This is a genomic window from Olsenella uli DSM 7084, from assembly GCF_000143845.1.
Taxonomy (GTDB): Bacteria; Actinomycetota; Coriobacteriia; order Coriobacteriales; family Atopobiaceae; genus Olsenella; species Olsenella uli.
This window is the reverse complement of the sequence record NC_014363.1, coordinates 1,258,464-1,283,757: the sequence shown is the minus strand read 5'-3', so window position 1 is coordinate 1,283,757 and position 25,294 is coordinate 1,258,464. Positions and strand designations below refer to the sequence as shown.

Sequence of the window (25,294 nt, the reverse complement as noted above, 5' to 3'; positions counted from 1 at the left end):
GAGGGGTCCTGTGGTGTCAGGTGACGCAAGGCGGAGCGGGGGGCTCACGGCAGACGAGAGGGCCGCGTCCTCCCTGAGCCGGGCAAAGTCCGTCGGCATCAAGGCTTGGGCCGCAATTGGCTGTGCCGTCGTGTTCGTCCTGGCGACCCTTGCGCTCGGCAAGATCTGGGGCGCCGTCGAGCTCCTGCTCGTCGGCGCCCTCTTCGGTTTCATATGCAGCCCCATGACCAACGGGCTCGAGAGGCATGGTGTCCCGAGGGGCCTTGCGGCCCTCGCCGCCCTCCTGGTCATGGTTGCTGCCCTGGTCGTGCTGCTCGTCCTCCTCTTCCCGCCCTTCGTGCGTGAGGCCATAGAGGTGCTGCAGCAGGTGCCCAGCTACGTCTCGCAGGCACGCGGCGCGATCGCGTCGTTCTGGGACGCTTACGGCAGCTCCAAGACCTCGGAGGTCCAGCAGAACCTCGACCAGATGGTCAATGCGGCCTCGAACCTGGGCATCAGTGCCTCGTCCGATCTGCTCGAGAAGCTCTCGAGCGGCCTCATGGACAACGTCATGTCACTGTTCAGCAACACGGTCACGTTGTTTCTGGGCCTGGTTCTGGGCTACTGGTTCGCGAAGGACTACCCGCGCATCGCCCGGGAGTTCCGCATCGTTGCGGGGCCCGACCACGAGCGCAGCCTCTCCGTCATGCTCTGTGTCATGAGCCGCTCGATGGGCGGCTACATGCGCGGCATCGTCATCACCTCGCTCCTGGACGGCATCCTGAGCTTCGTGGGCTTCTCGCTCATCGGCAACCCCTATGCGGGCCTCATGGCCACCCTTGCCGGTGTCCTGCACTTCGTCCCTGTCATCGGGCCGTGGGTCTCGGCGGCCATGGCGACGTCGCTCGCGCTCTTCGTGGGTCCGCTGCTTGCCATCGAGACGCTCATGGTCGCCGTCATTGCCACCAACGTGGTGGACAACGTCATCTCCCCGCTGGTGATGCAGTCTGCCGTGAAGGTCCACCCGGCGCTCTCTCTCTTGGGCATCATGGTGGGCAGCGCCTTGGGCGGCACCCTGGGCATGATCCTGGCCATACCCCTGACGGCGGCCATCAGGAGCGTCTTCGTGTACTACTTCGAGAGCAGGAGCGGCCGCCAGCTGGTCTCCTATGATGGGGCCCTCTTCAGGAGCACGCCGTTTCACGACGAGGAGGGCAAGATCCTGCCTGCCTACGATGCCCTCGACGACGATGCGTTCTTCGAGAACACCCTGCTCGTCGATCGCGAGGATGCGCCCCATTCCGTCCCCGCCGACCGTCCCTCGCCCGTCCGCCGGACCCTCGCCGAGCGCGTGCTCGCCGTCGCGGGCCGCGAGGGGCGTGCCAGCGCGCGAGCTCCCCGGCCCGGCTCGCGTCCGGGCGCGGACGCAGATGCACACAATGGGGAGAACGGCCGTCCCTAGTCGATTGCTGGCCCAAAGGGCGGTGCCCACACGTATCATTGGTAGGTCGAAAACGCGTCCGCGAAGGCGCTGCCAATCAAGGAGAACCATGAGCACCGACTACAAGACCATGACCACCGCAGAGATCCGTGAGGACTACCTCAGGTTCTTCGAGTCCAAGGGCTGCAGGCTCTACCCGTCCTCGTCGCTCGTCCCCGAGGACCCGTCGCTTCTGCTCACAAATGCCGGCATGAACCAGTTCAAGGAGTACTACCAGGGTACCAAGACCATGCGCGAGATCGGCGCGACCTCATGCCAGAAGTGCCTGCGCACCAACGACATCGACAACATCGGCGACTCGCGCCACCTCTCGTTCTTCGAGATGCTGGGCAACTTCTCCTTCGGCGGCTACACCAAGGCGGATGCCATAGCCTGGGCCTGGGAGTTCATCACCGCAGCCGAGCACCTGGGCCTCCCGAAGGACCGTCTCTACATGACCGTCTTCGAGGACGACGACGAGGCGATCGAACTCTGGCATGCGCAGGGTGTCGCCTACGACCACATCTCGCGTCTGGGCGAGGAGGACAACTTCTGGGCCGCCGGTCCCACAGGCCCCTGCGGCCCCTGCTCCGAGATCTACTTCGACCAGGGACCCGCCTTCGAGGGGGAGAGGCCCGGCGACGACGGCGAGCGCTACCTCGAGTTCTGGAACCTGGTCTTCACCCAGTACGACCGCCAGGAGGACGGCTCCATGCCGGAGCTGCCGCACCGCAACATCGACACGGGCATGGGCCTCGAGCGCATCGCCGCCATCATGCAGCACGAGGGCTCCAACTACGAGGGTGACGTCCTGCGCACGCTGATCGGCGTGGGCGAGCAGCTCGCGGGCGTGCGCTATCGCGAGGGCGCCGCGACGGACACCTCGCTGCGCATCCTCGCGGACCACTCCCGCGCCGTCACCTTCATGATCGGTGACGGCATACTGCCCTCCAACGAGGGTCGCGGCTACGTCCTGCGCCGCCTGCTGCGCCGCGCCGTCTACCACGGCCGCCTGATGGGCGTCCACGGCAGCTTCCTCCCAACCTACGCCCATGAGGTCACCCGCCTCATGGCCGACGTCTATCCCCAGCTCGTCGAGAACCAGGCCCTCATCGACGGCATCATCTCCGCCGAGGAGGAGCGCTTTGGCGCGACGCTGGACGCGGGCGAGGGCAACCTCACCGCCGCCCTGGGGCGCCTGGACGCGGGCGAGGCCCTCTCGGGCGAGGTCGCCTTCAGGCTGCACGACACCTACGGCTTCCCCATCGACCTGACGCGCGAGATCGCCGCAGCCGCTGGCCATGAGGTCGACATGGCCGCCTTCGACGGTGCCATGGCGAAGCAGAGGGAGCGTGCCCGGCAGGCAGCCAACCGCGATGCCTGGGGGGCCTCCAACAACGTCTGGGTCTCCCTCTCGGATAGGCTTGGCGAAACCGAATTCTGCGGGTACGACGAGGACACCGTCGAGGGAGCGCGCGTGCTGGCCATCGTCAGGGATGGCTCCGAGGTCGATGTTGCCTGCAGGGGCGAGCACGTCGAGGTCGTGCTCGATCGCACGAGCTTCTACGGCGAGATGGGCGGCCAGCAGGGTGACAGCGGCAAGCTCGTGTGCGAGGACGCCACGCTTGCGGTGAGCGATGCCAAGCACCGCGACGGCGGGTTCGTCTCTCACGTCGGCGAGGTCACCGCCGGTGAGCTGCGCGTCGGCGAGAGCGTTCGCGCGGTCATCGACCATGGTCGCCGCGAGCTCATCCGTCGCAACCACACCGCAACCCATCTGCTCGACGCCGCGCTCAAGCGCGTGCTGGGAGATCACGTGAGCCAGGCGGGCTCGCTCGTGGGCCCCAGCCGCCTGCGCTTCGACTTCACGCACTTCGAGGCCATGAGCGCCGAGGAGATGGCCCGCGTGGAGGGCATGGTCAACGCCGAGATCTTTGCGGCCGAGCCCGTCGTGACCACGGTCATGGGGATCGAGGAGGCCAAGGCGTCGGGCGCCGTCGCGCTCTTTGGCGAGAAGTACGGCGACGTCGTTCGCGTCGTGTCGACCGGCGCCTCCGACGAGCCGTTCTCCCGCGAGCTCTGCGGAGGGACCCACGCCCGCAACACCGCCGAGCTCGGCCTGTTCAAGATCGTCTCAGAGGGCTCGGTCGGCTCGAACGTGCGCCGCCTCGAGGCCGTCACCTCCATGGGGGCCATCGAGTACCTGGACGAGCGCCTTGCCCAGATCGACCAGGTCGCCGCCGGCCTCAGGTGCCGCCCCTCCGACGTGGCGGCGCGCGTCGAGCAGCTCAAGGCCGAGAAGGCCGAGACCGAGCACAAGCTCAGGGCTGCCCTTACGGGGGGCTCGTCGAACGCCGTCGCCGACGCCATTGCCTCCGCCATCGACCGGGGTGCCTACCGCCTCGTGCTCGCCCGCCTGGATGGCGTCTCGGGCAAGGAGCTCAGGAGCGCCTGGGACAGCGTCCGCGACCGCCTTGGCGTCGACTGCGCCTGCGTGCTCGCCTCGGAGTCCGACGGCAAGGTTGGCCTCCTTGCCGCAGGCACCGATGGCGCCGTCTCTGCGGGCTTCTCGGCCGGAGACATCATCCGCTCCGTCGCCGGCCTGGTCGGAGGCAGGGGCGGTGGCAAGCCGGCCATGGCGCAGGCGGGGGGCTCGGATCCCTCCGGCATCGATGCCGCACTCGAGGAGGCCGGGCGCCTCCTGGGGGCGTAGGCGGCCTGGTGAGGGCCTTGGCCCTTGACATAGGGGAGGTGCGGGTGGGCATTGCGGCGAGCGATGCCAGCGGCGCCGTCGCCTCGCCCGTGAGGGTGCTGCCGGCACAGGAGGTCCTCTCCTGCTCGCGCACGTTCCGTCGCATCCTGGAGGACTACGAGCCTGATGTGCTGGTCTGCGGAAGGCCGCTGACCATGGCGGGCGAGGATGGCCCCCAGGCCGACAGGGTGATGGGACAGGCGCGCCGGATCGCGACGTCCTGCGACCTTCCGCTGGAGTTCGCCGACGAGCGGCTCTCCTCCCAAGAGGCGAAGCGCATCCTGCGCGAGGAGGGCTACAGCGAGAGGGACATGCGTGGCCGCGTCGACATGGTCGCAGCCTCGCTCTTCCTGCAGGCATGGCTTGACGCCAGAAAGGCATAGACATGGACGAGAGAAGCACGAGGGGAAACTCGCGCCCCACCCCCTACGGGGCACGTCAGGGGAGCAAGGCGTCCGGGGTTGTCAGGCACAGCGCGGTCAAGGGCGGCGTCTCCTCGCGTACCGCACAGATGACCCGTCGCGCCTCCGCGCATGCGGGCGGGTCGCACTCCCGTGGCGGCCATGCGCTCCCGCGCCGCCGCCGAGGCGCTCTGCCCCTCGCCCTCGGCTCCCTCGCCGTCGTGGCCCTTCTCGCCGTCGCCGCCATAGCGCTCGCCCCTCGCCTGCTGCCGCCCTCTGGCTCTGGCACCGAGCCCGTGCCGGCCGGCCGTCAGGTGACCGTCAACATCCCCGAGGGTTCCGGAGCCTCCGCAGTCGCCCAGATCCTGCAGGACGCGGGCATCATCGGCGACCAGACGGCCTTCCTCAAGGAGGTCCAGGCACAGGGTGCCGAGTCCTCCATGAAGAGCGGCACCTACGACCTCATCACGGGAGGGAACGTCAGGGAGCTCGTGCGCACGCTCGTCTCGGGCCCCAACTCCTCGTCGTCGCGGGTGACGGTGGCAGAGGGCCTCACGCTCACAAGGACGGCCGCAGTCGTCCAGGATGCGCTGGGGATATCCTCGGAGGAGTTCCTCGCCCAGGCCAAGGCCTCTAACTACGCGGGCGACTACCCCTTCCTCGCGGACGCGCAGGACGACTCCCTGGAGGGGTTCCTCTATCCCAGCACCTATGACCTGGGCGGCGGAGAGGTCACGGCCGATACCGTCATCAGGGCCATGCTCGACCAGTACCGTGCCAACGTCCTCTCGCTCGACCTCGGGAGCGCCAAGGCCTCCATCCGGGATCGCTACGGCGTCAGCATGAGCGACTACGACATCCTCAAGCTCGCCTCCATCATCGAGAAGGAGGCGCTCAACGACGACGACCGCTACAAGATCGCCTCGGTCATGTACAACCGCATGAAGGCGGACATGGCGCTCCAGAGCGATGCGACCATGGGCTACGTCACGGGGGCTGCGGTCACGGCGGATGACCTCAAGACGGACAGCCCCTACAACACCTACCTCCACAAGGGGCTGACTCCCACGCCCATCTGCGCGCCCAGCCTCGCCTCAGTCCAGGCGGCGCTCAATCCCGCCGACACCGGCTACTACTACTTCTGGATCACGGACAGCGAGCACATCTTCTCGGAGAGCTACGAGGACCACCAGAGCGCCATCGCGAACTCCACGGGGGCCTGAGGCCGTGGGTGCGCTTGCGGCAGAGCGCTACGTCGCGCGCGTCGCGCTGATCCCCGTGGCGGACCTCGTCTCCGCCGGTGTGCGCTGCGTCCTTCTCGACCGTGACAACACCTGCGTTCCCCTCGACTCCTCCCAGGCGCCGCAGGAGGTGCTCGACTGGATTGCCGAGGTCCACGCGGCGGGCATCTCGACCTGCGTGGTGTCGAACAACATCCACGTGCGTGAGGTCACGCGCTCCGCACGCCTCCTGGGCTCGCAGGCCGTGGCGTGCGCCTTCAAGCCCGCCCCCTTCTCCGTCTGGGTGGCCCTGAGGAAGATGGGCGTCTCGCGCGGGGAGGCCGTCCTCGTGGGCGACCAGGTCTTCACGGACGTCCTGGCCGCGAGGCTCGCCGACGTCCGCGCGATCCTGGTGCGCCCCCAGACGCGCCGCGACCTCTGGTATGCCAGGCCGCTGCGCCTCCTCGAGCGCCGCGTCCTGGGCGCGCACCGCTTCGAGGGCGAGAGGTAGCGCACATGCGCTACTATGGGTCGGTCCACTAGGTCTGGCTCTTGGGTTGTCGATGGTTGAGAAAAGCGGCGGATACGTCATCCACGAGGGATGCGACCATATCTTCTTCGTTGGCTTCCTCGGCGCGGGGAAGTCGACCCTCGCGCGCAACCTCGGCCGCCTGTTCCATCGCGGCTACGTGGACGTGGACCGCATGGTCGAGCGTTCCGTCGGGAAGACCGTGTGCGAGATCTTCTCCGAGGAGGGGGAGGCGTCCTTTCGTCGCTACGAGGCCAGGGAACTGCGCAAGCTCGCGCAGCGCAAGTCCCTGCTCGTAAGCTGTGGCGGTGGCATCGTCGAGGGCGAGGAGAGCTGCGCCCTCATGCACCGGATGGGATCCATTGTCTTCCTCGACGGGGCGCTCTCGGACTCGCTCAGGCAGATCCAGCACCCCGAGCTGCGTCCGGACTTCGTGGACGAGGCCTGTGCCAGCAGGCTCTACCGCCTGCGCCGCCCGCTCTACGAGCGCGAGTGCGACCTGCGGATCGACATCAGGGACAAGACGTTCGAGCAGGTGGCCGCCGAGGCGGGCCAGCTGCTGTGGGAGAAGGGCCTGCTATGAGCGAAGAGCTGGGAAACGGCGCCGAGACGGGGCCGCAGCCCCTGGTGAGGCAGTGGGTCGCCGTCCCCGGGGGCTCCTGTGACGCGCGCTTCGGCCCCGGCGCGGTCGAGCAGATGGGGCCCATCCTGAAGTCCGCCGTCGGGCGCCCCCAGGACGCCGCCCTCGTCGTGGCCGCAGGGGTGGGGGAGGGCCTTGCCGAGCGCGTCCGCCGCCAGCTGACGGACGCCGGCTTCCTCGTGCATCCCCTCGCCTGTCCCTCCCAGGCGCCCGCCCGCACGCTCCCCGCGCTCTCGGACCTGCTCCATGGCCTCGCGGGCGCCCACATCACCTCCGATGACCTCGTCTGCGCCATCGGTGACGTCGACGCGCTCTCGCTCTGCGCGCATGCGGCCGCGGCCTGGTGCGGGGGAGTACCGCTCGTCTCGGTGCCCCTGGACCTGCGCGCCATGGTCGAGGTCCCCTGCACCCCCCGTGCCCTCGACGTCGCGGGCAGAAGCCAGATGGCGGGCCTGCGCGCCGCGACTCGCTACCTCATCTGCGACCCCGAGGTCATGGACCTCTCGACCGACGGCGAGCATGCGGCCTGCGCCCGTGCCCTGATGGTCGCGACGGCCGTCGCAGAGTCGGAGAAGTCCTTCTCGACGCTCTGGGACAAGGCATCCGACGTCATGGGCGGCGACGTGGACCTCGTGGGGGAGGCTGCCGTCTCGGCGCTCAAGTCCCGCGGCCACCTGGCCACCTCCACGGCCCTGGCCATCCGTCAGTCCCTGGAGTACGGGCAGACCTTCACGCGGGCCCTCGACCGCCTCACGCAGGGCTCCGTCAGGGAGTCGATCCTGATGGCAGAGGCGCTGCGCTTCGCCGCGCGCATATCGGCAGGGCTGGGCAGGCTGCCCGTCGACGACGTCCTCGCCCAGGACGAACTCCTGGACATGCTGGGCTTGGGCTACGCCCGCTGTGACGTCGAACCCGATCGGCTGGTGGCCGCGCTCAAGGAGGAGCGCTTCCTGCGCACCAACCGCTTCCTGCTGGCGGTCCCCAACGCACTTGGGCGCGTGCGCATGACGACCGTGGACGACGGGCTTCTGGCGGAGCACGCCGGGGCCTGGTGCCAGGCCCACGCAACCGGCGCCTGATGGCGCAACCCATACGACGAAAGGAGTTCACATGGCAGAGGCAGATGCCTGCGCACGGCGCGTCGAGAGGCTGAGGAGCCTCATGGCCGAGAGGGGCTATGATGCCGCCGTCCTGCGCAACAACGCCGACCTTCGCTGGCTCACCGGCGCCGAACGCACCTTCGACGACGAGGTCGCCCACACGGCCTTCGTCACGGGGGACAGGCTCTGGCTGCACACCGACTCGCGCTACTTCGGCACCTTCCAGGACCGCCTGGGCGAGGACACCTGCTGGCAGATCGACATGGACGTCATCGATCCCGCCGACTGGGCGGCCGAGCGCGTCGTGGAGACACGCTCTCGGGTGGTTGCGGTGGAGGACAGTTGTGACCTGGCCTTCTTCGATGCCTTCAACGCGGCCTGCTCCAGCGCCTCCGTTGCGTGCCTGATGCCACGCCTGCATGGCGACGTGGCCACCCTGCGCATCGTGAAGGATTCCGAGGAGATCGAGCTCATGCGTCATGCGCAGGGCATCACCGACGCCGCCTTCGAGCACATCTGCGGCTACATCCGTCCAGGACTGACCGAGCAGCAGATCCGCCTGGAGCTCGAGAGCTACATGTTCGCCAACGGTGCCGACGCCCTGTCGTTCCCCTCCATCATCGCGACGGGTGCCAATGGCGCCAACCCCCACGCGCAGCCGGGAGAGACCGTCGTCCAGAGGGGCGACCTCATCGTGATGGACTACGGGGCCGGCTATCGCGACTACCACTCCGACATGACCCGCACCGTGTGCGTGGGCGAGCCCTCGCAGGAGCAGCGCCATGTCTACGAGGTGGTCCGCAAGGCCCACGAGGCCTGCGCCGCAGCTGCCAAAGCCGGCTGCATCGGCCGGGACATCCATCAGATCGCCGTCGACGTCATCTCGGACGCCGGCTATGGCGACTACTTCAAGCACGGGCTGGGCCACGGCGTCGGGCTGGAGATCCACGAGCTCCCGGGCTTCGGGCGCCTGTACGACAAGGAGATTCCCGCAGGGTCGGTCGTCACCATCGAGCCAGGCATCTACCTGCCGGGAAAGTTCGGCATCCGCCTGGAGGACTGCGGGCTGGTGAGCGAGGAGGGCTACCGACCCTTCACCCATGCGTCCCACGAGCTGCGCGTCGTCGGCTGCTGATATGTAGAAAACGCTGCTCATCAGCGTCCGCTTTGTCGAAGGTCGCCCGTGGCACGTTCGGGTGGGTTCGCGAACGTTATGCGCGACATGAGGACGAGGTCGCCGGTCATCCCGCTACGCCTCGATCCAACCGTCTGCTGGCGTTTCCTGAAAAGACCCTTGTCCCCCCCCCCCTTCTGTGGTATCGCTATACATGACGTAACAACTCTACAAAAGGGGCTGCCTATGGAATCGGTATCGACAGTGGTCGGAAGGATAAGAAGGGCCAGGGTGGCCATGCTGGCGGTGACGCTGCTGGCCACCCTGGCCCTCTTGGTGGGGCTGGACACGCGAAGCGCCCTTGCCCAAGAGCTCAGCCTGGATGACGTGACCATCCAGTCCTTCAAGATCATCGACACCACGCACGGCGATGCGGAGATCGAGTACTCGCTGAGCTCGGAAGCTTCGCCCAAGACGGATCCGGCCGCGTTCAGCAATGCGATTTGCGAGGGCCAGAAGGTCTCGTCGCTCAAGCTCGAAGCGAAAGTTGCTTATGACGGCAGCGACGCCATCCAGGATGGGGATACGTTGACGATTCCAGCATCGGTTGGACGAGGCCTGAATTTCGCTCCCCGTCCCTTGCTTGATGGTGACAATAATCAGTTGGGTACTTTTGAGTACACCGACGGTAAATTCGTGCTCAAGTTCAGCGGGGACTACCTCAAAAACCACAGTATTAAAAAATTCGAGATAACCCTTCAAACTGGCGGAATAACACATTATCGAGATGAGCTAGGGCATACGATGACACTGGGCGAGCGTGCTCTTTCTCAGGGAGTACTTGGTAAAGACACTCTCTATGCCGCCCATGAGAAATACTACGTTATTGCCAAAGCCGTCGGAGCGACAAATACCGCACTTTCCATTAGATCCGATCTGACCACCAATCAAAGCATGGATTGGGACATAAAGGTGTTCAATGATGCGCGTGCTATAGACGGATATCATTTCCGTATGCCCTATATGCTAGAGCACAATGGAGCCTATAGTCCTAATTCGCTTACCGGGGTCTATGTAGAGAGCACCTTTGCCGATTGTGCAGCCGAGCCGGAACTAGCCAGGAGTTGGTCTGAATTTTCAGGAATCAACGACCAAGGAGAAGTATTATCCGGTTGGTATGGGCAGTACCTTCCAGAGAATACCTTCCTCACCAAGGTTGACCAGGGGACAAAAAGCAAGAGCGATGTCAAAGCTGCTTTGCAGAATGGTCAGTACTGCATGTATGACAACCACGACGGCAGCTATACCTTCATGCTGAAGTGGTGGGACATGAACGATCCTGCCGGACCTAAATACGATGACCTCGCCGGCGTTGCAGATGCAGGAGGCATGGGAAACCTTCTCAAGAATAACTATCCAGACATCTTCGGAAACGTTTCTTCTGCAACAATAGGAAAGATCAATCAAATATATGCGGGGAAGGCTCTGCAAAATATTTCCGTACGTGTTCGGGTCGTCCATCCGGTTGTAAACACGCCGACCGATAAGACGGGCACCGTTGAAATGACAAGCGATCAGGGTTCGAGTACGGCAACCGGTACGGCTACCTTGACTCCTTCGAGCGCCGCCATCGATGCGCCGGCAGATCCTCTGACTGTCAAGATGCTCAAGACCGACAAGGAAAGCGGTGCGGCTCTCTCCACCGGTTTCTCCTTCAAACTCCAGTCCTCGGATGATGGCGGAACGAGCTGGACGGATGTCGCAGTGGATGCTTCCATGCTCGACGTGGGCTCCCTCAACCCTGACGGCACTCTCACGCCCGATGCCAATAATGGTGCCATCCAGGTCAAAGGCCTCACCGGCGGCATGATGTACCGCTTCGTGGAGGTCTCGCACGCCAACGGATATCCCGACGTGACCGTCGACGAGGCGCATCCCAACGATGCCGATCATACGACCTCGGCAAACTCCGAGGCGGTCACGGTGACGAGCCAGGGTTCCGGGCAAGTCATCACCATGTACAACCAGAAGGCCAAGGTGGATGTCTCAGGCGTGAAGACCTGGGACGACGACAACGACCGCGACGGCGCGCGCCCTGCCTCCATTACCGTCAACTTGCTCCGGGACGGCACGCCGATCGATTCCAAGACGGTCACGCCCGATGCTTCGGGTACGTGGGCCTATAGCTTCTCGGGTCTCGCTCAGTACGATTCGGTGGACGGACACGAGTTCAGCTATCAAATCACGGAAAACGCCGTTGCCGACTATGCGACCGTGATCAACGGCTACGACATCACCAACTCTCACACGCCAGGTAAGACCTCGGTCACCGCTACCAAGGCATGGGACGACGGTACGGATGCCGACGGAATCCGCCCGACATCCGTCCAGCTGCAGCTCTATGCCAACGGGGTTGCCCTGGGAGCGCCGGTTGCCGTGGACGCGGCGAGCGGCTGGACTCATACCTGGACGAATCTCAACGAAAAAGAGGCGGGTGCGGACATCGCCTATACGGTAGAGGAAACGGATGTTCCTACCGGATACACCTCGGTCACCGCAGGGGATGCCACGAACGGCTTCACCATCACCAACACGCATGTTCCCGAGACAACGGACATCTCAGGTACCAAGACGTGGGACGACGCCGGCAATCAGGACGGCATGCGTCCGCAAAGCATCACCGTGAACCTTCTCGCCGACGGGCAGAAGGTCGCCGAGAAGCAGGTGACGGAAGCCGACGGATGGGCCTACAGCTTCACCGGCATGACCAAGAACAAGGCCGGTCAGGCCATTGACTACACGGTCACCGAAGATGCGGTTGAGGGATATACGACCACCGTCGCCGGCTTCGATATCACCAACACGCATGTACCGGGCACGGTCGATGTCACCGTCTCCAAGACCTGGAACGACGGCAATGACAAGGACGGAATCCGTCCGGCAAGCGTCATGGCGCAGCTCTATGCCGACGGCGTGGCGCAGGGAGGCGCGGTCGAGCTCTCCTCCGCCAACGGTTGGACGTCGACCTGGACGGGGCTTGCCGAGTACCAGGGAGGGCACAAGGTCTCCTACACGGTGGAAGAGGCCTCGGTGCCCGACGGCTATACCTCTTCGGTCAAAGAGCAGGCTTCGGGCAATTTCGTCATCACCAACGCCCACACGCCCAAGGCGGATCCTTCGCCCGTGCCTCCCTCCCCGGACTCCAAGCCTCGCTCCCCAAGGCATCAGGGGAGAGTGCTGCCTGCGACCGGCGAGGGACCGGAGCTTCCCGGCATCCTGGCGCTTGCGGGCGTGTCGCTCATCGGCCTTGCCTGGGCATATGCGAAGCGCATGCGCGACTAGCGGGAACGGTCTTAAAGGATCGGTCGTGCGCTCGCGCGATGGTCGCAGGTAAGCCGAGCCCCTGACTTTGAACCCGGAATGAACTTTCATTCCGGGTTCTGTCGTGTTGGGGGGACCACGAAGAAGGCCCGTCCCGTGGGGACACATCCAACGCGACTCTTGATTAAAGCTTCGTAAGACGCCTATACTTATGGAGTTGTGGAGCGTCCGTGTAGGACCTGCGCAGTAAACGTGTAGGACGGCTCGGTCACTCCGGTCCTGTAGGAGCTAGCGAGAGAGAGTTAGGAGGAAGTTGAATGGTCAGTATCGTCCTGGCAAGCCATGGCAAGTTCGCCGAAGGCATCATGGAGTCGGGCGGCATGATTTTCGGGCCGCAGGAGAACGTTGCGGCAGTCGTGCTCACCCCCGACATGGGTCCCGACGACATGCACCAGAAGCTGCTCGATGCCGTGGCCACCTTCGACGACCAGGAACACGTCCTGTTCCTCGTCGACCTGTGGGGTGGCACCCCGTTCAACCAGATTTCACGCATCCTCGAGGAGGAGGGCAAGCAGGATTGGGTCGCCGTCACCGGCCTGAGCCTGCCGATGCTTGTCTCCGCCTATGGGTCGCGCCTTGGCGCTGACACTGCGGCCGCCGTGGCACAGGAGATCTACTCCGAGGCCAAGGATGGCGTGAAGGTCAAGCCCGAGTCGCTCCAGCCTGCGGAGGCCGCGGCCCCCGCACCCGCCGTTCCCGCGTCGCGCACGGCAGCGATTCCCGAAGGTACCGTCCTCGGCGACGGCCAGCTCAAGGTCGTCCTCGCCCGTGTCGACACGCGTCTCCTGCACGGCCAGGTCGCCACGACCTGGACCAAGATGACCGGACCCGACCGCATCATCGTCTGCTCCGACGGCGTCGCCGGCGACGAGCTGCGCAAGACCATGATCGTCCAGGCGGCCCCTCCAGGAGTCAAGGTGCACGTCGTGCCCGTCTCCAAGATCATCGAGGTCGCACATGACGTGCGCTTTGGTGACACGAAGGCGATGCTCCTGTTCGAGACCCCGCAGGACGCCCTGCGCGCCATCGAGGGCGGCGTGCCCGTGAAGGAGCTCAACCTCGGCTCCATGGCGCACTCGGTCGGCAAGGTCGTCGTCACCCAGGCGCTCGCCATGGACCAGGACGACGTCGACACGCTCGAGAAGATCAAGGCAGAAGGCGTGACGTTCGACGTCCGCAAGGTCCCCGCCGACAAGGCCGAAAACTTCGACTCACTGATTAAGAAGGCTAAGGAAGAGCTCGCAGCTCAGTAGCCCCGAGATAGGAAAAGGAGGGAACAATGTCACCGATCTCTGTCGTGCTCATCATCATCGTCGCGTTCTTCGCGGGCATGGAGGGCATCCTCGACGAGTGGCAGTTCCACCAGCCCCTCGTTGCATGCACCCTTATCGGTATCGTTACCGGACATCCCGCGGAGGGCATCCTCCTGGGTGGCTCCCTGCAGATGATCGCCCTCGGCTGGGCCAACATCGGCGCCGCCGTGGCGCCGGACGCGGCCCTGGCCTCCGTCGCCTCGTCCATCCTGATGGTCCTGGCGCTGGGCAGTGGCGGCGATCCCCAGACCGCCGTCAGCACCTCCATCGCGCTTGCCATCCCCCTGTCCGTGGCAGGCCTCTTCCTGACCATGGTCTGCCGCACGATCGCCACCGCCATCGTGCATGCCATGGACGCCTGCGCCGAGCGGGGCGACATGGCCGGCATCGAGCGCTGGCAGGTTGCCGCCATCGCCATGCAGGGCCTGCGCATCGCCATTCCGGCCGCGGCCCTCTGCTTCGTGCCCTCCGAGGCAGTGACCTCCGCCCTCTCCGCCATGCCAGCCTGGCTCTCCGGCGGCATGGCCGTCGGCGGCGGCATGGTCGCCGCAGTCGGCTACGCCATGGTCATCAACATGATGGCGACCAAGGAGGTCTGGCCGTTCTTCGCCCTGGGCTTCGTGCTTGCTGCCCTCAAGAGCCTCACGCTCATCGCGCTCGGCGTCATCGGCGTGTGCCTCGCCCTCATCTACCTCGGCCTCAAGGAGCTTGCCTCGAACGGCAACGGCGCCGGTGGCTCCGGGGACCCGCTGGGCGACATCCTGGATACCTACTAGGCCGCAAAGGAGTGTGAATACCATGGCAGATCAGATCAAGCTTTCCGAGAAAACGCGTCGTGCAGTCTGCAACCGTCACCAGTACCTGCAGGGCTCCTGGAACTACGAGCGCATGCAGAACGGCGGATGGTGCTACTCCATGATTCCCGCCATCAAGGAGCTCTACAAGGATCCCGAGGACCAGAAGGAGGCGCTCAAGCGCCACCTCGAGTTCTACAACACCCACCCGTACGTCTCCGCACCCGTCATCGGCGTCACGCTGGCGATGGAGGAGGAGCGCGCTAACGGTGCCCCCATCGACGACGTTGCCATCCAGGGCGTCAAGGTCGGCATGATGGGACCGCTTGCCGGCGTCGGCGACCCCGTGTTCTGGTTCACCGTCCGCCCGATCCTCGGCGCCCTCGGCGCGTCCCTCGCGCTGGGCGGCTCCATCGTCGGCCCGATCCTGTTCTTCGTGCTCTGGAACGTCATCCGTCTCGCCTTCCTGTGGTACACGCAGGAGTTTGGCTACAAGGTCGGCACCTCCATCACCAAGGACCTCTCCGGTGGCCTGCTCGGCAAGATCACCGAGGGCGCTTCCATCCTCGGCATGTTCATCATCGGCGCACTCGTCGAGCGTTGGGTCTCCATCTCGTTCACCCCGATCGTCTCCCAGATCCCGCAGCAGGCGGGTGCCTACATCGACTGGACCAACCTGCCTTCCGGTGCCGAGGGCATCAAGGAGGCGCTCACGCAGTACTCCTCCCTGGGCGCCGCCGGCCTGGACGCGACCAAGGTGACCACGCTCCAGCAGAACCTCGACCAGCTGATCCCCGGCCTCGCCGCCGTGTGCCTCACGCTGTTCTGCTGCTGGCTCCTCAAGAAGAAGGTCTCGCCAATCGCCATCATCCTGGGCCTGTTCGCCCTTGGCGTCGTCGGCCGTCTTCTGGGCTTCATGTAAGCCGTAGGTACCAGAGGTCGAGAGCCGCATGGCCTTTCGAGCCGCGCCCCGCCCTGGGGTGCGGCTCATCACATGGAAGCCGTCACGTTGGGGGAGCGCATGGCCCAGTCACAGAACACGAAAGTCGACTACAACTGCAAGGCTACCTCCCTGCAGGGACTCTCCACGTATGGGGACGTCCTGGTGGGCGACAGGGCCTTCGAGTTCTACAACGAGAAGAACCCGCAGGATTACATCCAGATCCCCTGGGACGAGGTGGACCACGTCAGCGCGTCGGTGGTCTTTGGCAAGAGGGTCACGCGCTTTGCCATCTTCACGAGGGAAAGCGGCCACTTCACCTTCTCGACGCGCGACAACAAGGCGACGTTGCGGGCGGTGCGCGAGTACGTGGGTGCCGAGCGCATGGTCAGGTCGGCGAGCTTCATCGAGGTGGTTGGAGCCGGACTTGCGCGCATAGGTCACGTGCTCGCCTCGCCCTTCAAGCGCTAGACCCTGCGCGCGGGCGGACTGTACGCGGGGCGGGGCGGTGCTGTGTGCGCGGGGCGGCGCGCCCCTGGTGCGCGGCACGTCTGCCGGAAGTGTGTACCCGGGCCAGAAGTGTGTACTTTTTTGGGTCCCGGCGGAGATTGTGAGCCCAAAAGATGCAAGTCGCTCAAAGCATTCGCAGGTAGACAGCCTGGCAGTTTCGCCAGAAGTGAGCATCGGTACACACTTCTGGCGTCGGTACGCACTTCCGGCATGTCAGGCGTTCGAGGGCGTTCGAAACGACGGTACGCACTTCTGGCGTCGGTGCCCGCTTCTGACGGTCTGGGGGAAGGCCGACAAGCCCAACGCATCGGATCTGGCGCATCGGGCCATGCCGTGGCCCACATCACGCGCAGGGCGATGCACGTGCCGCTCACCTGCAACGCTGTGCTGTATGTGAATCGCCCTTCCCGGCAGGTGGAGGGCGATTTTGCTGCTGTACAATGCGGACGCATGTCTCGTGCCCCGATGGGGCAACCAATAGAAAGCGAGCTTCTCGTGGCAACCATCTCTACTGCTGACTTCAAGAACGGCATGGGCCTCAAGATCGACGGCAAGTACTTCACCATCGTCGAGTTCCAGCACGTCAAGCCTGGTAAGGGCGGCGCGTTCGTCCGCTACAAGATCAAGAACCTGCAGAACGGCCGTACCATCGACCAGACCTGCAACGCCGGCACCAAGTTCGAGAACGTCCAGCTCATCACCCGTGAGATGCAGTACCTCTACAACGATGGCGCCGCCTACTACTTCATGGACAACGAGACCTTCGAGCAGATCCCCGTTTCCGCCGACTTCATCGGCGACAACGAGCAGTGGCTCAAGGAGAACGACAACTGCCAGCTCCTCTATGCCGATGCCGAGCTTCTGGGCGTGAACCCCCCCATGTTCATCGAGGTCGCCATCACTCAGACCGACCCAGGCTTCAAGGGCGACACGGTCCAGGGCGGCACCAAGCCCGCCACCATCGAGACCGGCGCGACCATCCAGGTCCCCATGTACCTCAACGAGGGCGAGGTCGTCAAGGTCGACACCCGCACCGGCAAGTTCGTCTCGCGCGTCTAGCGCGCCTAGTGCGCGGCCACATGTGTCGGAGACCCACGTTGCGCTTCCGGTGCTACGCGGGCCCTTCTATAGGCCACCGCTTCCTCCCAAGGCCTATAATCGGTGCAATCGTCACGCTCGTGTCACGTTTGTCCAGGTGCGTCCGCACCGTCGCGAAAGGATACCCATGGGCGAAACCGAACTGTTCATCTCTGGCATAGGCGTTTCCCGGCGAGTCGTCTCGCAGGTCGTCACGATGGCGGTCGAGGAGGTCGAGGGCGTCGTGCGCGTCGGCGGCAACGACATCGCCTCCAGCCTCGTCTCCGTCTTCACGAGCCGTTCCGTCTCCCCCGAGGCGGCCGTCGAGTCCCGTGTCGAGGACGGAAAGCTTAGGGTCGTCGTCCACCTCGCCGTCTTCTACGGCTACCCCTTCACCAAGCTCGCTGCAGCCGTACGCGGCGCCGTCTCCGATGCCGTCAGCGAGCAGATCGGCGTCGAGGTCGGTGCCGTCGACGTCTGCATCGACAGCCTCGTCTTTCCCAAGGAGTAACCCGGGTGTCCGAAACGTCACACTTCGGCGGGCGCACGCTTGCCCGTAGTCAGGCCCTGCAGCTCCTCTTCCAGGCGGAGGCGACCGGCCGCAGCGTGTTCGAGGTCCTCGAGGGTGACTACGCGCTCACCCAGGGGCCGCTCGACCCGTTTGGCGAGTCGCTCGCCCGCGGTGTCGACGACATGCGCACCGACCTCGACGCCATCATCGCGGTCACCTCCTCCAACTGGAGCATCTCGCGCATGCCGTCCGTGGACCGCAACCTCCTGCGCCTCGCCCTCTACGAGATGCTCGAGGTCGACGAGGTCGCCACGCCCATCGCGATCGACGAGTGCGTGGAGCTTGCGAAGGCGTACGGCACCGCTGAGTCCTCACGCTTCGTCAACGGCCTGCTCGGCCGCGTCGCCGCCCGGCTCGAGCTGGGCGAGGACGTCATCTCCTCCGCCCGCGCCCAGCTGGCCGAGGAGGCCGCCTGCGCGGAGCCCGAGCAGGTGGGGGATTAGCGCATGGCCAAGCCCGACACCTCCGCATACAAGACGTTCCAGCAGGTCAATGACAGGCTCGACGAGATCGTCGACCTCGTCCGCGACAAGGGCATCTCGCTCGAGCGCTCCCTCGACCTCTACGACGAGGCCGTGGCCATCGGCTCCAGGGGAGTTGGCCTGGTCGACGCGGTCGACTTCACGCCCGAGGAGGAGGCGAGGTTGCGCCTCGAGTCGACCGGTCCGGACGCCGGCGGCGCCGAGGCGGCGAAGCCGATGCCAGCCATCCTCGATACGGCCCAAGGCGAAGACGCCTAGCATGGTGCGTCGTCACCGCCTGGACGAGGAGCTCGTCGACCAGGGGCTCTTTGCCTCGGCCGACGAGGCGCTCCGCGCGGTCATGGCCGGAGACGTATCCACGAGCGGTCGTCGCCTCACCTCACCGGGAGAGCAGGTGAGGCCTGGGTTGGCCCTGCACGTCAGGGGTCATCTTCCCTATGTGGGACGTGGGGCCCTCAAGCTCGAGCACGCCCTCGCGGCGTTCCACGTGGACCCTCGGGGGCTTTCCTGCCTGGATGTGGGCTGCTCCACGGGGGGCTTCACGGACTGCCTGCTCAGGCATGGTGCCAAGAGCGTGCTGGCCGTTGACGTGGGATACGCGCAGTTCGACTGGCGTCTGCGCAGGGACCCTCGCGTGACGCTTCGCGAGCGCACCAACGTGGTCGACCTTCCCGACGACGAGACCCGCTCGACCATGGGCCTTGCGGTGTGCGACGTCTCCTTCACGTCGGTCCGCACGGTGCTTCCGGCGGTCCTTGAGCTCCTGCGACCTGACGGGCGCTTCCTGACGCTCGTCAAGCCCCAGTTCGAGGCGGCCCGTGACGAGGTGGGGGAGGGCGGCGTGGTGAGCGACCCTGCCGTGTGGCTCGCCTCGCTCGAATCGGTCGCCACCGCCTTCCGGGGCCATGGGCTCGGCCCCGTCGCCGCCTGTCCCAGCCCCATCACGGGGCACAAGGGCAACCGCGAGTTCCTGCTCTTGGGGGAGCGTGGGGGGCAAGGCCGTGACCTCGACCTCGCGGAGGTGGTCGCGCGGGCGTGGTGATACACTCTTCCCACAACGGCAAGCCTCTCCCGAGGGAGTGATGTTCGTGAAGGTCCTTCTCGTCCCCAACTACTCCCGGCCCGAGGCGGTCGAGGGCGCAGGCGCTCTGGCAGAGCACCTCGAGGGCAGGGGGGTCGAGGTACGGTGGGCCCACGACAAGAAGCGCTATCCCGACCGCATCGTCGACGCCGCCGATGTCGGCCTGGTCGTGTCGCTGGGCGGTGACGGCACGCTGCTGCGTGCGGCACGCATCGTCGGCTATGCGGAGATCCCCGTCATGGGCATCTCGTACGGCCATCTCGGCTTTCTGACCTGCGGTGGCCCGGATGAGCTCCTTGCCTCCGTGGACGACGCGCTCGATGGGGGCATGCACGCGTCGCGTCGGGCCACGCTCGACGTCGAGCTGGAGGCCGAGGCGAGCGACGGCACGCTGGTCACGGAGCGCCGCTTCGCCCTGAACGACCTCTCCCTCGGCCATGGGGCCAAGGGGGACATGATCGTCTTCGACGTCGAGGTCTCGGGCCATCACATCGACCGCCTCCGTGGGGACGGCTTCGTGGTGGCCACCGCGACCGGCTCGACGGGCTATGCCCTCGCTGCCGGAGGGCCCATCGTCACCCCCGGGTTCGCCGGCATGGTGTGCGTGCCCGTCGCGCCGCATACCATCATGGCGCGCGCCTTCCTGACGGCCCCCTCGGACGTCGTCGAGATCAAGATCAACCCCGAGCGCGACGTCCAGCGGCTGTTCTTCGCCGACGGCCAGCCCATCCTGGGCGATTGCAAGGGCCTGCGGGCCACCGTGCGTCGCGGCCGTGGCGACCTCATCCTCCTGGACCACAGCTCCAAGAGCTTCTACGAGTCCGTCTCGCGCGTCTTCTACGGGCAAGCCTAGCCATGATCGACGAGCTGCACGTGCAGGACGTCGCCCTCATCCGTGACGCGACCATAGCCCCCGCGCCAGGACTCACCGTGCTGACGGGGGAGACGGGGGCGGGCAAGTCCGCGCTCCTCTCGTCCATACAGCTCCTGATGGGCGAGCGCTCTGACGCGAGTGCCGTGCGAGAGGGTGCCGATGGGCTGGTTGTCGAGGGCCGCGTCTTCCTCTCCGCGTCGGATGCCGAGGGCGTGGTGGTGCGACGCAGGGTCGAGGCCGAAGGCCGCGGGCGCGTCGAGATCGATGGGCGCATGGCCTCCGTGCGCGAGCTGGCCCAAGGCGTGGGCTCGACGATAGACCTCTGCGGCCAGCACGAGCACCAGCGCCTGATGCAGGTCGCCTCGCACGTCGAGCTCCTGGACGCCTGGGCGGGCGAGGCCGCATCCGTACCGCTCGCGGCCTACCAGGACTGCCTTGCCCACGCCCGGGCCGCCGCCGCAGAGCTCGAGCGCGTCCGCGAGATGAGCCGCGGTGCCGACGAGCGCTTCGACGAGGCTTCCTTCGTCCTGCGTCGCATCGACGAGGTGGGCCTGCGGGAGGGTGAGTACGAGGAGCTCGAGGAGACGCTCCCGCGGGCCGAGCATGCCGAGGCGCTGCTGCGCGCCGCAGGGGGCGCGCGCGACGGCCTCTCGGGCGACGAGGGAGTCTCCGATGCGCTCTCGTCAGCCATCGCCCTGCTGCGAGGGGCGGCATCGTACGACACGCGGCTCTCCTCCCTTGCCGACCGGCTCGAGAGCTCGCTCATCGACATCGAGGACGTCGCGGGCGACCTGCGCCGCTACGAGGACTCCGTCGACTTCGACCCCGAGACCCTGGACCGCCTGCAGGCGCGCATGTCCCAGATCCAGGGGCTCCTGCGCAGCTGGGGCCCGCGCATCCAGGACGTCCTCGACCACCGTCGGTGGGCTGCGGAGCTCGTCGACGCGGCCCGCGATGGGGAGGGGCTCGTCCGCCAGGCGCAGGAGGCCCTCGACGCTGCGGAGCGGGACCTCGCCCGCTCCGCCGACGCCCTCGACGCCGCGCGCGCGGACAGCGCCCCCCGGCTCGCCCGCGCCGTCACCGAGCAGATGGCGTTTCTCGAGATGGGAACCGCCGAGCTGGAGGTGTGCCAGGAGCGCCTCGATCGGGCCCAGTGGTCGAGCCAGGGACCCAGTCGCATCGAGCTCATGTATCGTCCCGCCGCAGGCCTCACGGCGCGCCCGCTCAGGCGCATCGCGTCGGGTGGCGAGGCGTCCCGCGTGATGCTTGCCTGCAAGGTGGTCCTCGGCGATGCGGATGGCATCGACACGCTCGTCTTCGACGAGGTGGATGCCGGCGTGGGCGGGGCGACCGCCGTGGCCCTCGCCCAGGTCCTCTCGCACCTCGCGCAAAGCCACCAGGTCATCGTGGTCACGCACCTCGCCCAGGTCGCGGTCGTGGGGGACCGTCACTACCTGGTCTCGAAGGTGGGGGACGCCGTGCCTGAGACGACCATCGAGGAGATCTCCGGCGACGAGCGCGTGGAGGAGGTCGCACGCATGCTCTCGGGAGACCAGACGCAGACCTCCCTCGACCACGCGCGCGAGATGCTCGCCGCAGCGGCCTCGCAAAAAATTCGGTAGGCGAAATGTGAACGCATGAGGATGGTCGTATGATTGAGTCCCGTAGAGAAGTCACACGGACTCGTTACGGGAAGGCTCACGCATGACAAAACACATTTTCGTGACCGGCGGCGTCGTATCGTCCCTCGGCAAGGGCATCACGGCCGCCTCGCTCGGCCGCCTGCTGAAGTCACGCGGCTATAAGGTCATGATGCAGAAGGCCGACCCGTACCTCAACGTCGATCCCGGCACCATGAGCCCGTTTCAGCATGGCGAGGTCTTCGTCACCGAGGACGGCAAGGAGACCGACCTCGACCTGGGCCACTACGAGCGCTTCATAGACGAGAACCTCACGCGCAACTCGAACTTCACCACGGGCCTCATCTACCAGAGCCTGATCTCGCGCGAGCGCGCGGGTGACTTCCTGGGCGGCACCGTGCAGGTCATCCCGCACGTCACCAACGAGATCAAGAGCCGCTTCCTGCGCATCGAGGAGCAGACCCAGGCCGATGTCGTGATCACCGAGCTGGGTGGCACCATCGGCGACATCGAGGGCCAGTCCTTCGTCGAGGCCATCCGCCAGTTTCGCAAGGACAAGGGGCCGGGGGAGACCCTGGTCATCCACTGCTCCCTCGTCCCCTACATCGCTGCCGCCCACGAGGTCAAGACCAAGCCGACGCAGCACTCCGTCAAGGAGCTGCGCTCCATGGGCATCCAGCCGGACTTCATTGTGTGTCGCTCGGACCACGAGGTCGACGCCTCCATCCGCGCCAAGATCGCCCACTTCTGCGACGTGGACGAGGACTGCGTGTTCGAGAACTCCGACTGCCCCTCGATCTACGACGTGCCCGCCCATCTCGCTGCCCAGGGCTTTGACGTGAAGGTCTGCCAGAAGCTCGGGCTCGATCCGCGCGAGAGCCACCTGGGGGAGTGGACATCCTTCACCGACGCCCTGCACGCAGCCAACGACCAGGACGACGCCGTCGAGATCAAGGTCGTCGGCAAGTACGTCCAGCTCCCCGATGCCTACCTCTCCGTCATCGAGGCGCTGCACCACTCGGGCGTCTACTATGGCCGCCACGTCAGCATCACCCTCGTGGACGGCGAGGAGCTCTGCGAGGGCAACGTCGACGAGGTCCTGGGAGATGCCGACGGCATTCTCGTCCCGGGCGGCTTCGGACAGCGCGGCGTCGAGGGCAAGATCCTCTCGGCCACCCGTGCCCGCACCCAGAAGATCCCGTACCTGGGCATCTGCCTGGGACTGCAGGTCGCCGTCAGCGAGTTCGCCCGCAACGTCTGCAGCATGCCTGGCGCCAACTCCTCCGAGTTCGTGCCCGACTGCGACTTTCCGGTCATAGACCTCATGCCCGACCAGGAGGACGTGACTGACAAGGGCGGCACCATGCGCCTGGGCGCCTATCCCTGCAAGGTCACGGGTCCGCTGGCGCTCGAGGCCTACGGCGAGGGCCTCGTCTACGAGCGTCACCGCCACCGCTTCGAGGTCAACAACGCCTTCCGCAAGCAGCTCACCGAGGCCGGGCTCGTCATCGGCGGCCTCTCGCCCGACGAGCGCCTCGTCGAGATGGTCGAGCTCCCCGAGGACGTCCACCCCTGGTTCGTCGCGTCCCAGGCGCACCCCGAGTTTAAGAGCCGCCCGACCAACCCGGCCCCGCTCTTCCGCGAGTTCGTCCGCGCCTCCATCGCGCGCCATGACGGTTGCGCCCGCCGCGACATCAGCCCCGCGCTCGACGCGTAGCAGGCCCTTACGGAGGACGCTTCGGTGGATCTGACCAGGGCAAAGGACGAGTACCTGAACTATCTCGCCATCGAGAGGGGCAGTTCCCCGAACACGCTCGAGGCCTATGGTCGGGACCTGGGCCGCTACGTCGCCCATCTCAGGGGGAGGGGCGCGGACGACCCCGATGCCGTCAGCCGGCATGACATAGAGGCCTATCTCGAGACCCTGGCCGAGGGGGGGCTCAGCCCCTCCTCGGTGCAGCGCAGCGTTGCCGCCATCAAGGGGTTCCACCGCTTCATGGTGTCCGAGCAGATCACGGAGAACCACCCGACAGCCGACCTCCCCTTGCCCAGGAAGGCGCTCCACCTACCTGACACGCTCTCGCACGAGCAGGTGTTCCGCCTGCTGGACGAACCCTTCCAGGATGCGTGCCGACCGGCTCCCCGTGCGCTGGCCGACGGCGGGACGGACGACAGCGGCGCCGCACGCTTCTACCGTGACAAGGCGATCCTCGAGGTGCTCTATGGCTGCGGCCTTCGCGTCTCCGAGCTCTGCAGCCTCGAGCTGCGCGACGTGCTCCTGGACGATGAGGTCCTGCGCATCCTGGGCAAGGGATCCAAGGAGCGCGTCGTCCCGATCCTGGGCACCGCGGCACGGGCTTTGGGAAGCTACCTCGAAGACTGGCGTCCCCTCCTGCTGAAGCCGCCCCGCATCTGCCCTGCGGTGTTCTTGGGTTCGCGTGGCACCAAGATCTCGCGTCAGGCCGTGTTCGGCATCGTCGAGCGCTACGGTCGCCTGACGGGCATCGAGGGGCTGCATCCCCACAGCCTGCGTCACAGCTATGCGACGCACTTGCTCGAGGGCGGCATGGACCTGCGGGCGGTCCAGGAGCTCCTGGGCCACGCGAGCATCTCCACCACTCAGCTCTACACCCACGTGGACCGGACGCATGTGCGCATGGCCTATCTCGCGGCGCATCCCCGGGCGGACAGGCGGCATTCGCGCTGACGGAGCGCCCGCAGGTTCCCGCTCGCCCCCCAAGCGCATCCACAACTCGAACACATCTGGTCAGTCGGACGCCCCTTGACGTTTGTGGTGAGGAACGGACGTTCTCACAACATCTGGGGTGCTTTCTTCTCGGCTGAGGCGACCAGGGAGGAGTGGAACTTCGATGTGTCGGAAAAAGTCGCTAAGTGTTGCGAAGTGGGGGATTTGACCCTATAGTTGGACTCACGTTTTCAACGGGGGGCTCCCTGAGGAAGAGAGGGGGGACATGTACCTGACAGGCACCTACAGGCACAACTTGGATGCCAAGCAGCGCGTGACCCTTCCGGCCCCCTTCCGCAGGCAGTTTGACGAGCAGGTCTGCCTCGTCCCCGTTGGTGACGCGCTCTATGGCTTCACTCCCGAGAGCCACCAGGCCTGGGTCGCCAGCTTCTTCGAGGATGGCAAGCCCAATCCGCGTAACCCCAAGGACGTCAGGCTTCAGATGAAGCTTCTCGCCTCGACGGTCACGCTCGACCTTGACTCGGCCGGCCGCCTGGCCCTCGGGAAGCTCGACGCCACGAAGCTCGCCAAGCGCTCCATCGAGCGTGCGGTCGCCGTCGTCGGGGCAGGCGACCACTTCGAGATCTGGGATGCCGACCGCTTCGACCGCGAGATGGCAGACGACGACCTCGAGGACCTGATGTTCGGCTAGGCGAGGGGAGTGGGCGGC

At 66.0% G+C, this 25,294-nt stretch carries 23 protein-coding genes; all 23 read left to right on the top strand.

Annotation, left to right across the window (positions count from 1 at the left end):
• Positions 1-13 precede the first annotated feature (13 nt).
• Positions 14-1,441 carry an AI-2E family transporter gene (locus OLSU_RS05665; RefSeq protein WP_201781572.1) on the top strand — a complete coding sequence of 476 codons (1,428 nt, stop codon included), beginning with the start codon at positions 14-16 and terminating at the stop codon, positions 1,439-1,441.
• 88 nt (positions 1,442-1,529) lie between these two features.
• Positions 1,530-4,172 carry an alanine--tRNA ligase gene (gene alaS / locus OLSU_RS05660; RefSeq protein ID WP_013251989.1) on the top strand — a complete coding sequence of 881 codons (2,643 nt, stop codon included), beginning with the start codon at positions 1,530-1,532 and terminating at the stop codon, positions 4,170-4,172.
• 8 nt (positions 4,173-4,180) lie between these two features.
• Entirely contained in the window at positions 4,181-4,594 is a 414-nt protein-coding gene (ruvX, locus tag OLSU_RS05655; protein ID WP_013251988.1) for a Holliday junction resolvase RuvX, read from the top strand.
• Between the two features lie 2 nt (positions 4,595-4,596).
• Positions 4,597-5,835: an endolytic transglycosylase MltG gene (gene mltG, locus OLSU_RS05650; protein WP_013251987.1), complete on the top strand. Its 1,239-nt coding sequence runs from the start codon at positions 4,597-4,599 to the stop codon at positions 5,833-5,835.
• A 4-nt stretch (positions 5,836-5,839) separates the two neighbouring features.
• Positions 5,840-6,343 (top strand): YqeG family HAD IIIA-type phosphatase, encoded by a 504-nt coding sequence (locus OLSU_RS05645; RefSeq protein ID WP_013251986.1) that lies wholly within the window; start codon positions 5,840-5,842, stop codon positions 6,341-6,343.
• A 52-nt stretch (positions 6,344-6,395) separates the two neighbouring features.
• On the top strand, positions 6,396-6,944 hold the full coding sequence (locus tag OLSU_RS05640) for a shikimate kinase (protein WP_013251985.1): 549 nt from the start codon (positions 6,396-6,398) through the stop codon (positions 6,942-6,944).
• Positions 6,941-8,080: a 3-dehydroquinate synthase family protein gene (locus OLSU_RS05635; protein ID WP_013251984.1), complete on the top strand. Its 1,140-nt coding sequence runs from the start codon at positions 6,941-6,943 to the stop codon at positions 8,078-8,080. Before OLSU_RS05640 ends, OLSU_RS05635 begins: the two co-directional genes overlap by 4 nt.
• 31 nt (positions 8,081-8,111) lie before the next feature.
• On the top strand, positions 8,112-9,236 hold the full coding sequence (locus OLSU_RS05630) for a M24 family metallopeptidase (protein WP_013251983.1): 1,125 nt from the start codon (positions 8,112-8,114) through the stop codon (positions 9,234-9,236).
• A gap of 276 nt (positions 9,237-9,512) precedes the next feature.
• Complete coding sequence (locus tag OLSU_RS05625) at positions 9,513-12,557, top strand: Cna B-type domain-containing protein (protein ID WP_013251982.1); 3,045 nt, start codon at positions 9,513-9,515, stop codon at positions 12,555-12,557.
• 296 nt (positions 12,558-12,853) lie between these two features.
• Positions 12,854-13,849 carry a PTS sugar transporter subunit IIB gene (locus OLSU_RS05620; RefSeq protein WP_013251981.1) on the top strand — a complete coding sequence of 332 codons (996 nt, stop codon included), beginning with the start codon at positions 12,854-12,856 and terminating at the stop codon, positions 13,847-13,849.
• A 26-nt stretch (positions 13,850-13,875) separates the two neighbouring features.
• The gene (locus OLSU_RS05615; RefSeq protein WP_013251980.1) at positions 13,876-14,685 is read left to right on the top strand and encodes a PTS mannose/fructose/sorbose transporter subunit IIC; all 810 of its coding nucleotides are present in this window, start codon (positions 13,876-13,878) and stop codon (positions 14,683-14,685) included.
• A 22-nt stretch (positions 14,686-14,707) separates the two neighbouring features.
• Positions 14,708-15,625, top strand: coding sequence for a PTS system mannose/fructose/sorbose family transporter subunit IID (locus tag OLSU_RS05610; RefSeq protein ID WP_013251979.1), 918 nt, complete (start codon positions 14,708-14,710; stop codon positions 15,623-15,625).
• Positions 15,626-15,724: 99 nt separating this feature from the next.
• Positions 15,725-16,114: a DUF956 family protein gene (locus tag OLSU_RS05605; protein ID WP_013251978.1), complete on the top strand. Its 390-nt coding sequence runs from the start codon at positions 15,725-15,727 to the stop codon at positions 16,112-16,114.
• A gap of 534 nt (positions 16,115-16,648) precedes the next feature.
• Positions 16,649-17,212 carry an elongation factor P gene (efp, locus tag OLSU_RS05600; RefSeq protein WP_013251977.1) on the top strand — a complete coding sequence of 188 codons (564 nt, stop codon included), beginning with the start codon at positions 16,649-16,651 and terminating at the stop codon, positions 17,210-17,212.
• A 166-nt stretch (positions 17,213-17,378) separates the two neighbouring features.
• Complete coding sequence (locus tag OLSU_RS05595; RefSeq protein ID WP_013251976.1) at positions 17,379-17,741, top strand: Asp23/Gls24 family envelope stress response protein; 363 nt, start codon at positions 17,379-17,381, stop codon at positions 17,739-17,741.
• Between the two features lie 5 nt (positions 17,742-17,746).
• Positions 17,747-18,244: a transcription antitermination factor NusB gene (gene nusB / locus OLSU_RS05590; RefSeq protein ID WP_013251975.1), complete on the top strand. Its 498-nt coding sequence runs from the start codon at positions 17,747-17,749 to the stop codon at positions 18,242-18,244.
• Between the two features lie 3 nt (positions 18,245-18,247).
• Entirely contained in the window at positions 18,248-18,541 is a 294-nt protein-coding gene (locus OLSU_RS05585; protein ID WP_013251974.1) for an exodeoxyribonuclease VII small subunit, read from the top strand.
• A gap of 1 nt (position 18,542) precedes the next feature.
• Entirely contained in the window at positions 18,543-19,325 is a 783-nt protein-coding gene (locus OLSU_RS05580; protein ID WP_013251973.1) for a TlyA family RNA methyltransferase, read from the top strand.
• Positions 19,326-19,371: 46 nt separating this feature from the next.
• The gene (locus OLSU_RS05575) at positions 19,372-20,217 is read left to right on the top strand and encodes an NAD(+)/NADH kinase (RefSeq protein WP_041549378.1); all 846 of its coding nucleotides are present in this window, start codon (positions 19,372-19,374) and stop codon (positions 20,215-20,217) included.
• Positions 20,218-20,219: 2 nt separating this feature from the next.
• A complete protein-coding gene (gene recN, locus OLSU_RS05570; protein ID WP_013251971.1) occupies positions 20,220-21,860 on the top strand; it encodes a DNA repair protein RecN in 1,641 nt (546 codons plus the stop codon).
• An 82-nt stretch (positions 21,861-21,942) separates the two neighbouring features.
• The gene (locus OLSU_RS05565; protein ID WP_013251970.1) at positions 21,943-23,595 is read left to right on the top strand and encodes a CTP synthase; all 1,653 of its coding nucleotides are present in this window, start codon (positions 21,943-21,945) and stop codon (positions 23,593-23,595) included.
• A 24-nt stretch (positions 23,596-23,619) separates the two neighbouring features.
• Entirely contained in the window at positions 23,620-24,585 is a 966-nt protein-coding gene (locus tag OLSU_RS05560; protein WP_013251969.1) for a site-specific tyrosine recombinase, read from the top strand.
• Positions 24,586-24,850: 265 nt separating this feature from the next.
• Positions 24,851-25,276 (top strand): division/cell wall cluster transcriptional repressor MraZ, encoded by a 426-nt coding sequence (locus OLSU_RS05555; RefSeq protein ID WP_013251968.1) that lies wholly within the window; start codon positions 24,851-24,853, stop codon positions 25,274-25,276.
• The last annotated feature ends 18 nt before the right edge of the window (positions 25,277-25,294 follow it).

Bases quoted from the DNA above. Each gene is read 5' to 3' on its own strand.
- alaS (WP_013251989.1), top strand. From the start codon at position 1,530: ATGAGCACCGACTACAAGACCATGACCACCGCAGAGATCCGTGAGGAC.
- mltG (WP_013251987.1), top strand. From the start codon at position 4,597: ATGGACGAGAGAAGCACGAGGGGAAACTCGCGCCCCACCCCCTACGGG.
- OLSU_RS05640 (WP_013251985.1), top strand. From the start codon at position 6,396: ATGGTTGAGAAAAGCGGCGGATACGTCATCCACGAGGGATGCGACCAT.
- OLSU_RS05635 (WP_013251984.1), top strand. From the start codon at position 6,941: ATGAGCGAAGAGCTGGGAAACGGCGCCGAGACGGGGCCGCAGCCCCTG.
- OLSU_RS05630 (WP_013251983.1), top strand. From the start codon at position 8,112: ATGGCAGAGGCAGATGCCTGCGCACGGCGCGTCGAGAGGCTGAGGAGC.
- OLSU_RS05625 (WP_013251982.1), top strand. From the start codon at position 9,513: ATGCTGGCGGTGACGCTGCTGGCCACCCTGGCCCTCTTGGTGGGGCTG.
- OLSU_RS05620 (WP_013251981.1), top strand. From the start codon at position 12,854: ATGGTCAGTATCGTCCTGGCAAGCCATGGCAAGTTCGCCGAAGGCATC.
- OLSU_RS05615 (WP_013251980.1), top strand. From the start codon at position 13,876: ATGTCACCGATCTCTGTCGTGCTCATCATCATCGTCGCGTTCTTCGCG.
- OLSU_RS05610 (WP_013251979.1), top strand. From the start codon at position 14,708: ATGGCAGATCAGATCAAGCTTTCCGAGAAAACGCGTCGTGCAGTCTGC.
- OLSU_RS05605 (WP_013251978.1), top strand. From the start codon at position 15,725: ATGGCCCAGTCACAGAACACGAAAGTCGACTACAACTGCAAGGCTACC.
- OLSU_RS05595 (WP_013251976.1), top strand. From the start codon at position 17,379: ATGGGCGAAACCGAACTGTTCATCTCTGGCATAGGCGTTTCCCGGCGA.
- OLSU_RS05585 (WP_013251974.1), top strand. From the start codon at position 18,248: ATGGCCAAGCCCGACACCTCCGCATACAAGACGTTCCAGCAGGTCAAT.
- OLSU_RS05580 (WP_013251973.1), top strand. From the start codon at position 18,543: ATGGTGCGTCGTCACCGCCTGGACGAGGAGCTCGTCGACCAGGGGCTC.
- recN (WP_013251971.1), top strand. From the start codon at position 20,220: ATGATCGACGAGCTGCACGTGCAGGACGTCGCCCTCATCCGTGACGCG.
- OLSU_RS05565 (WP_013251970.1), top strand. From the start codon at position 21,943: ATGACAAAACACATTTTCGTGACCGGCGGCGTCGTATCGTCCCTCGGC.
- OLSU_RS05555 (WP_013251968.1), top strand. From the start codon at position 24,851: ATGTACCTGACAGGCACCTACAGGCACAACTTGGATGCCAAGCAGCGC.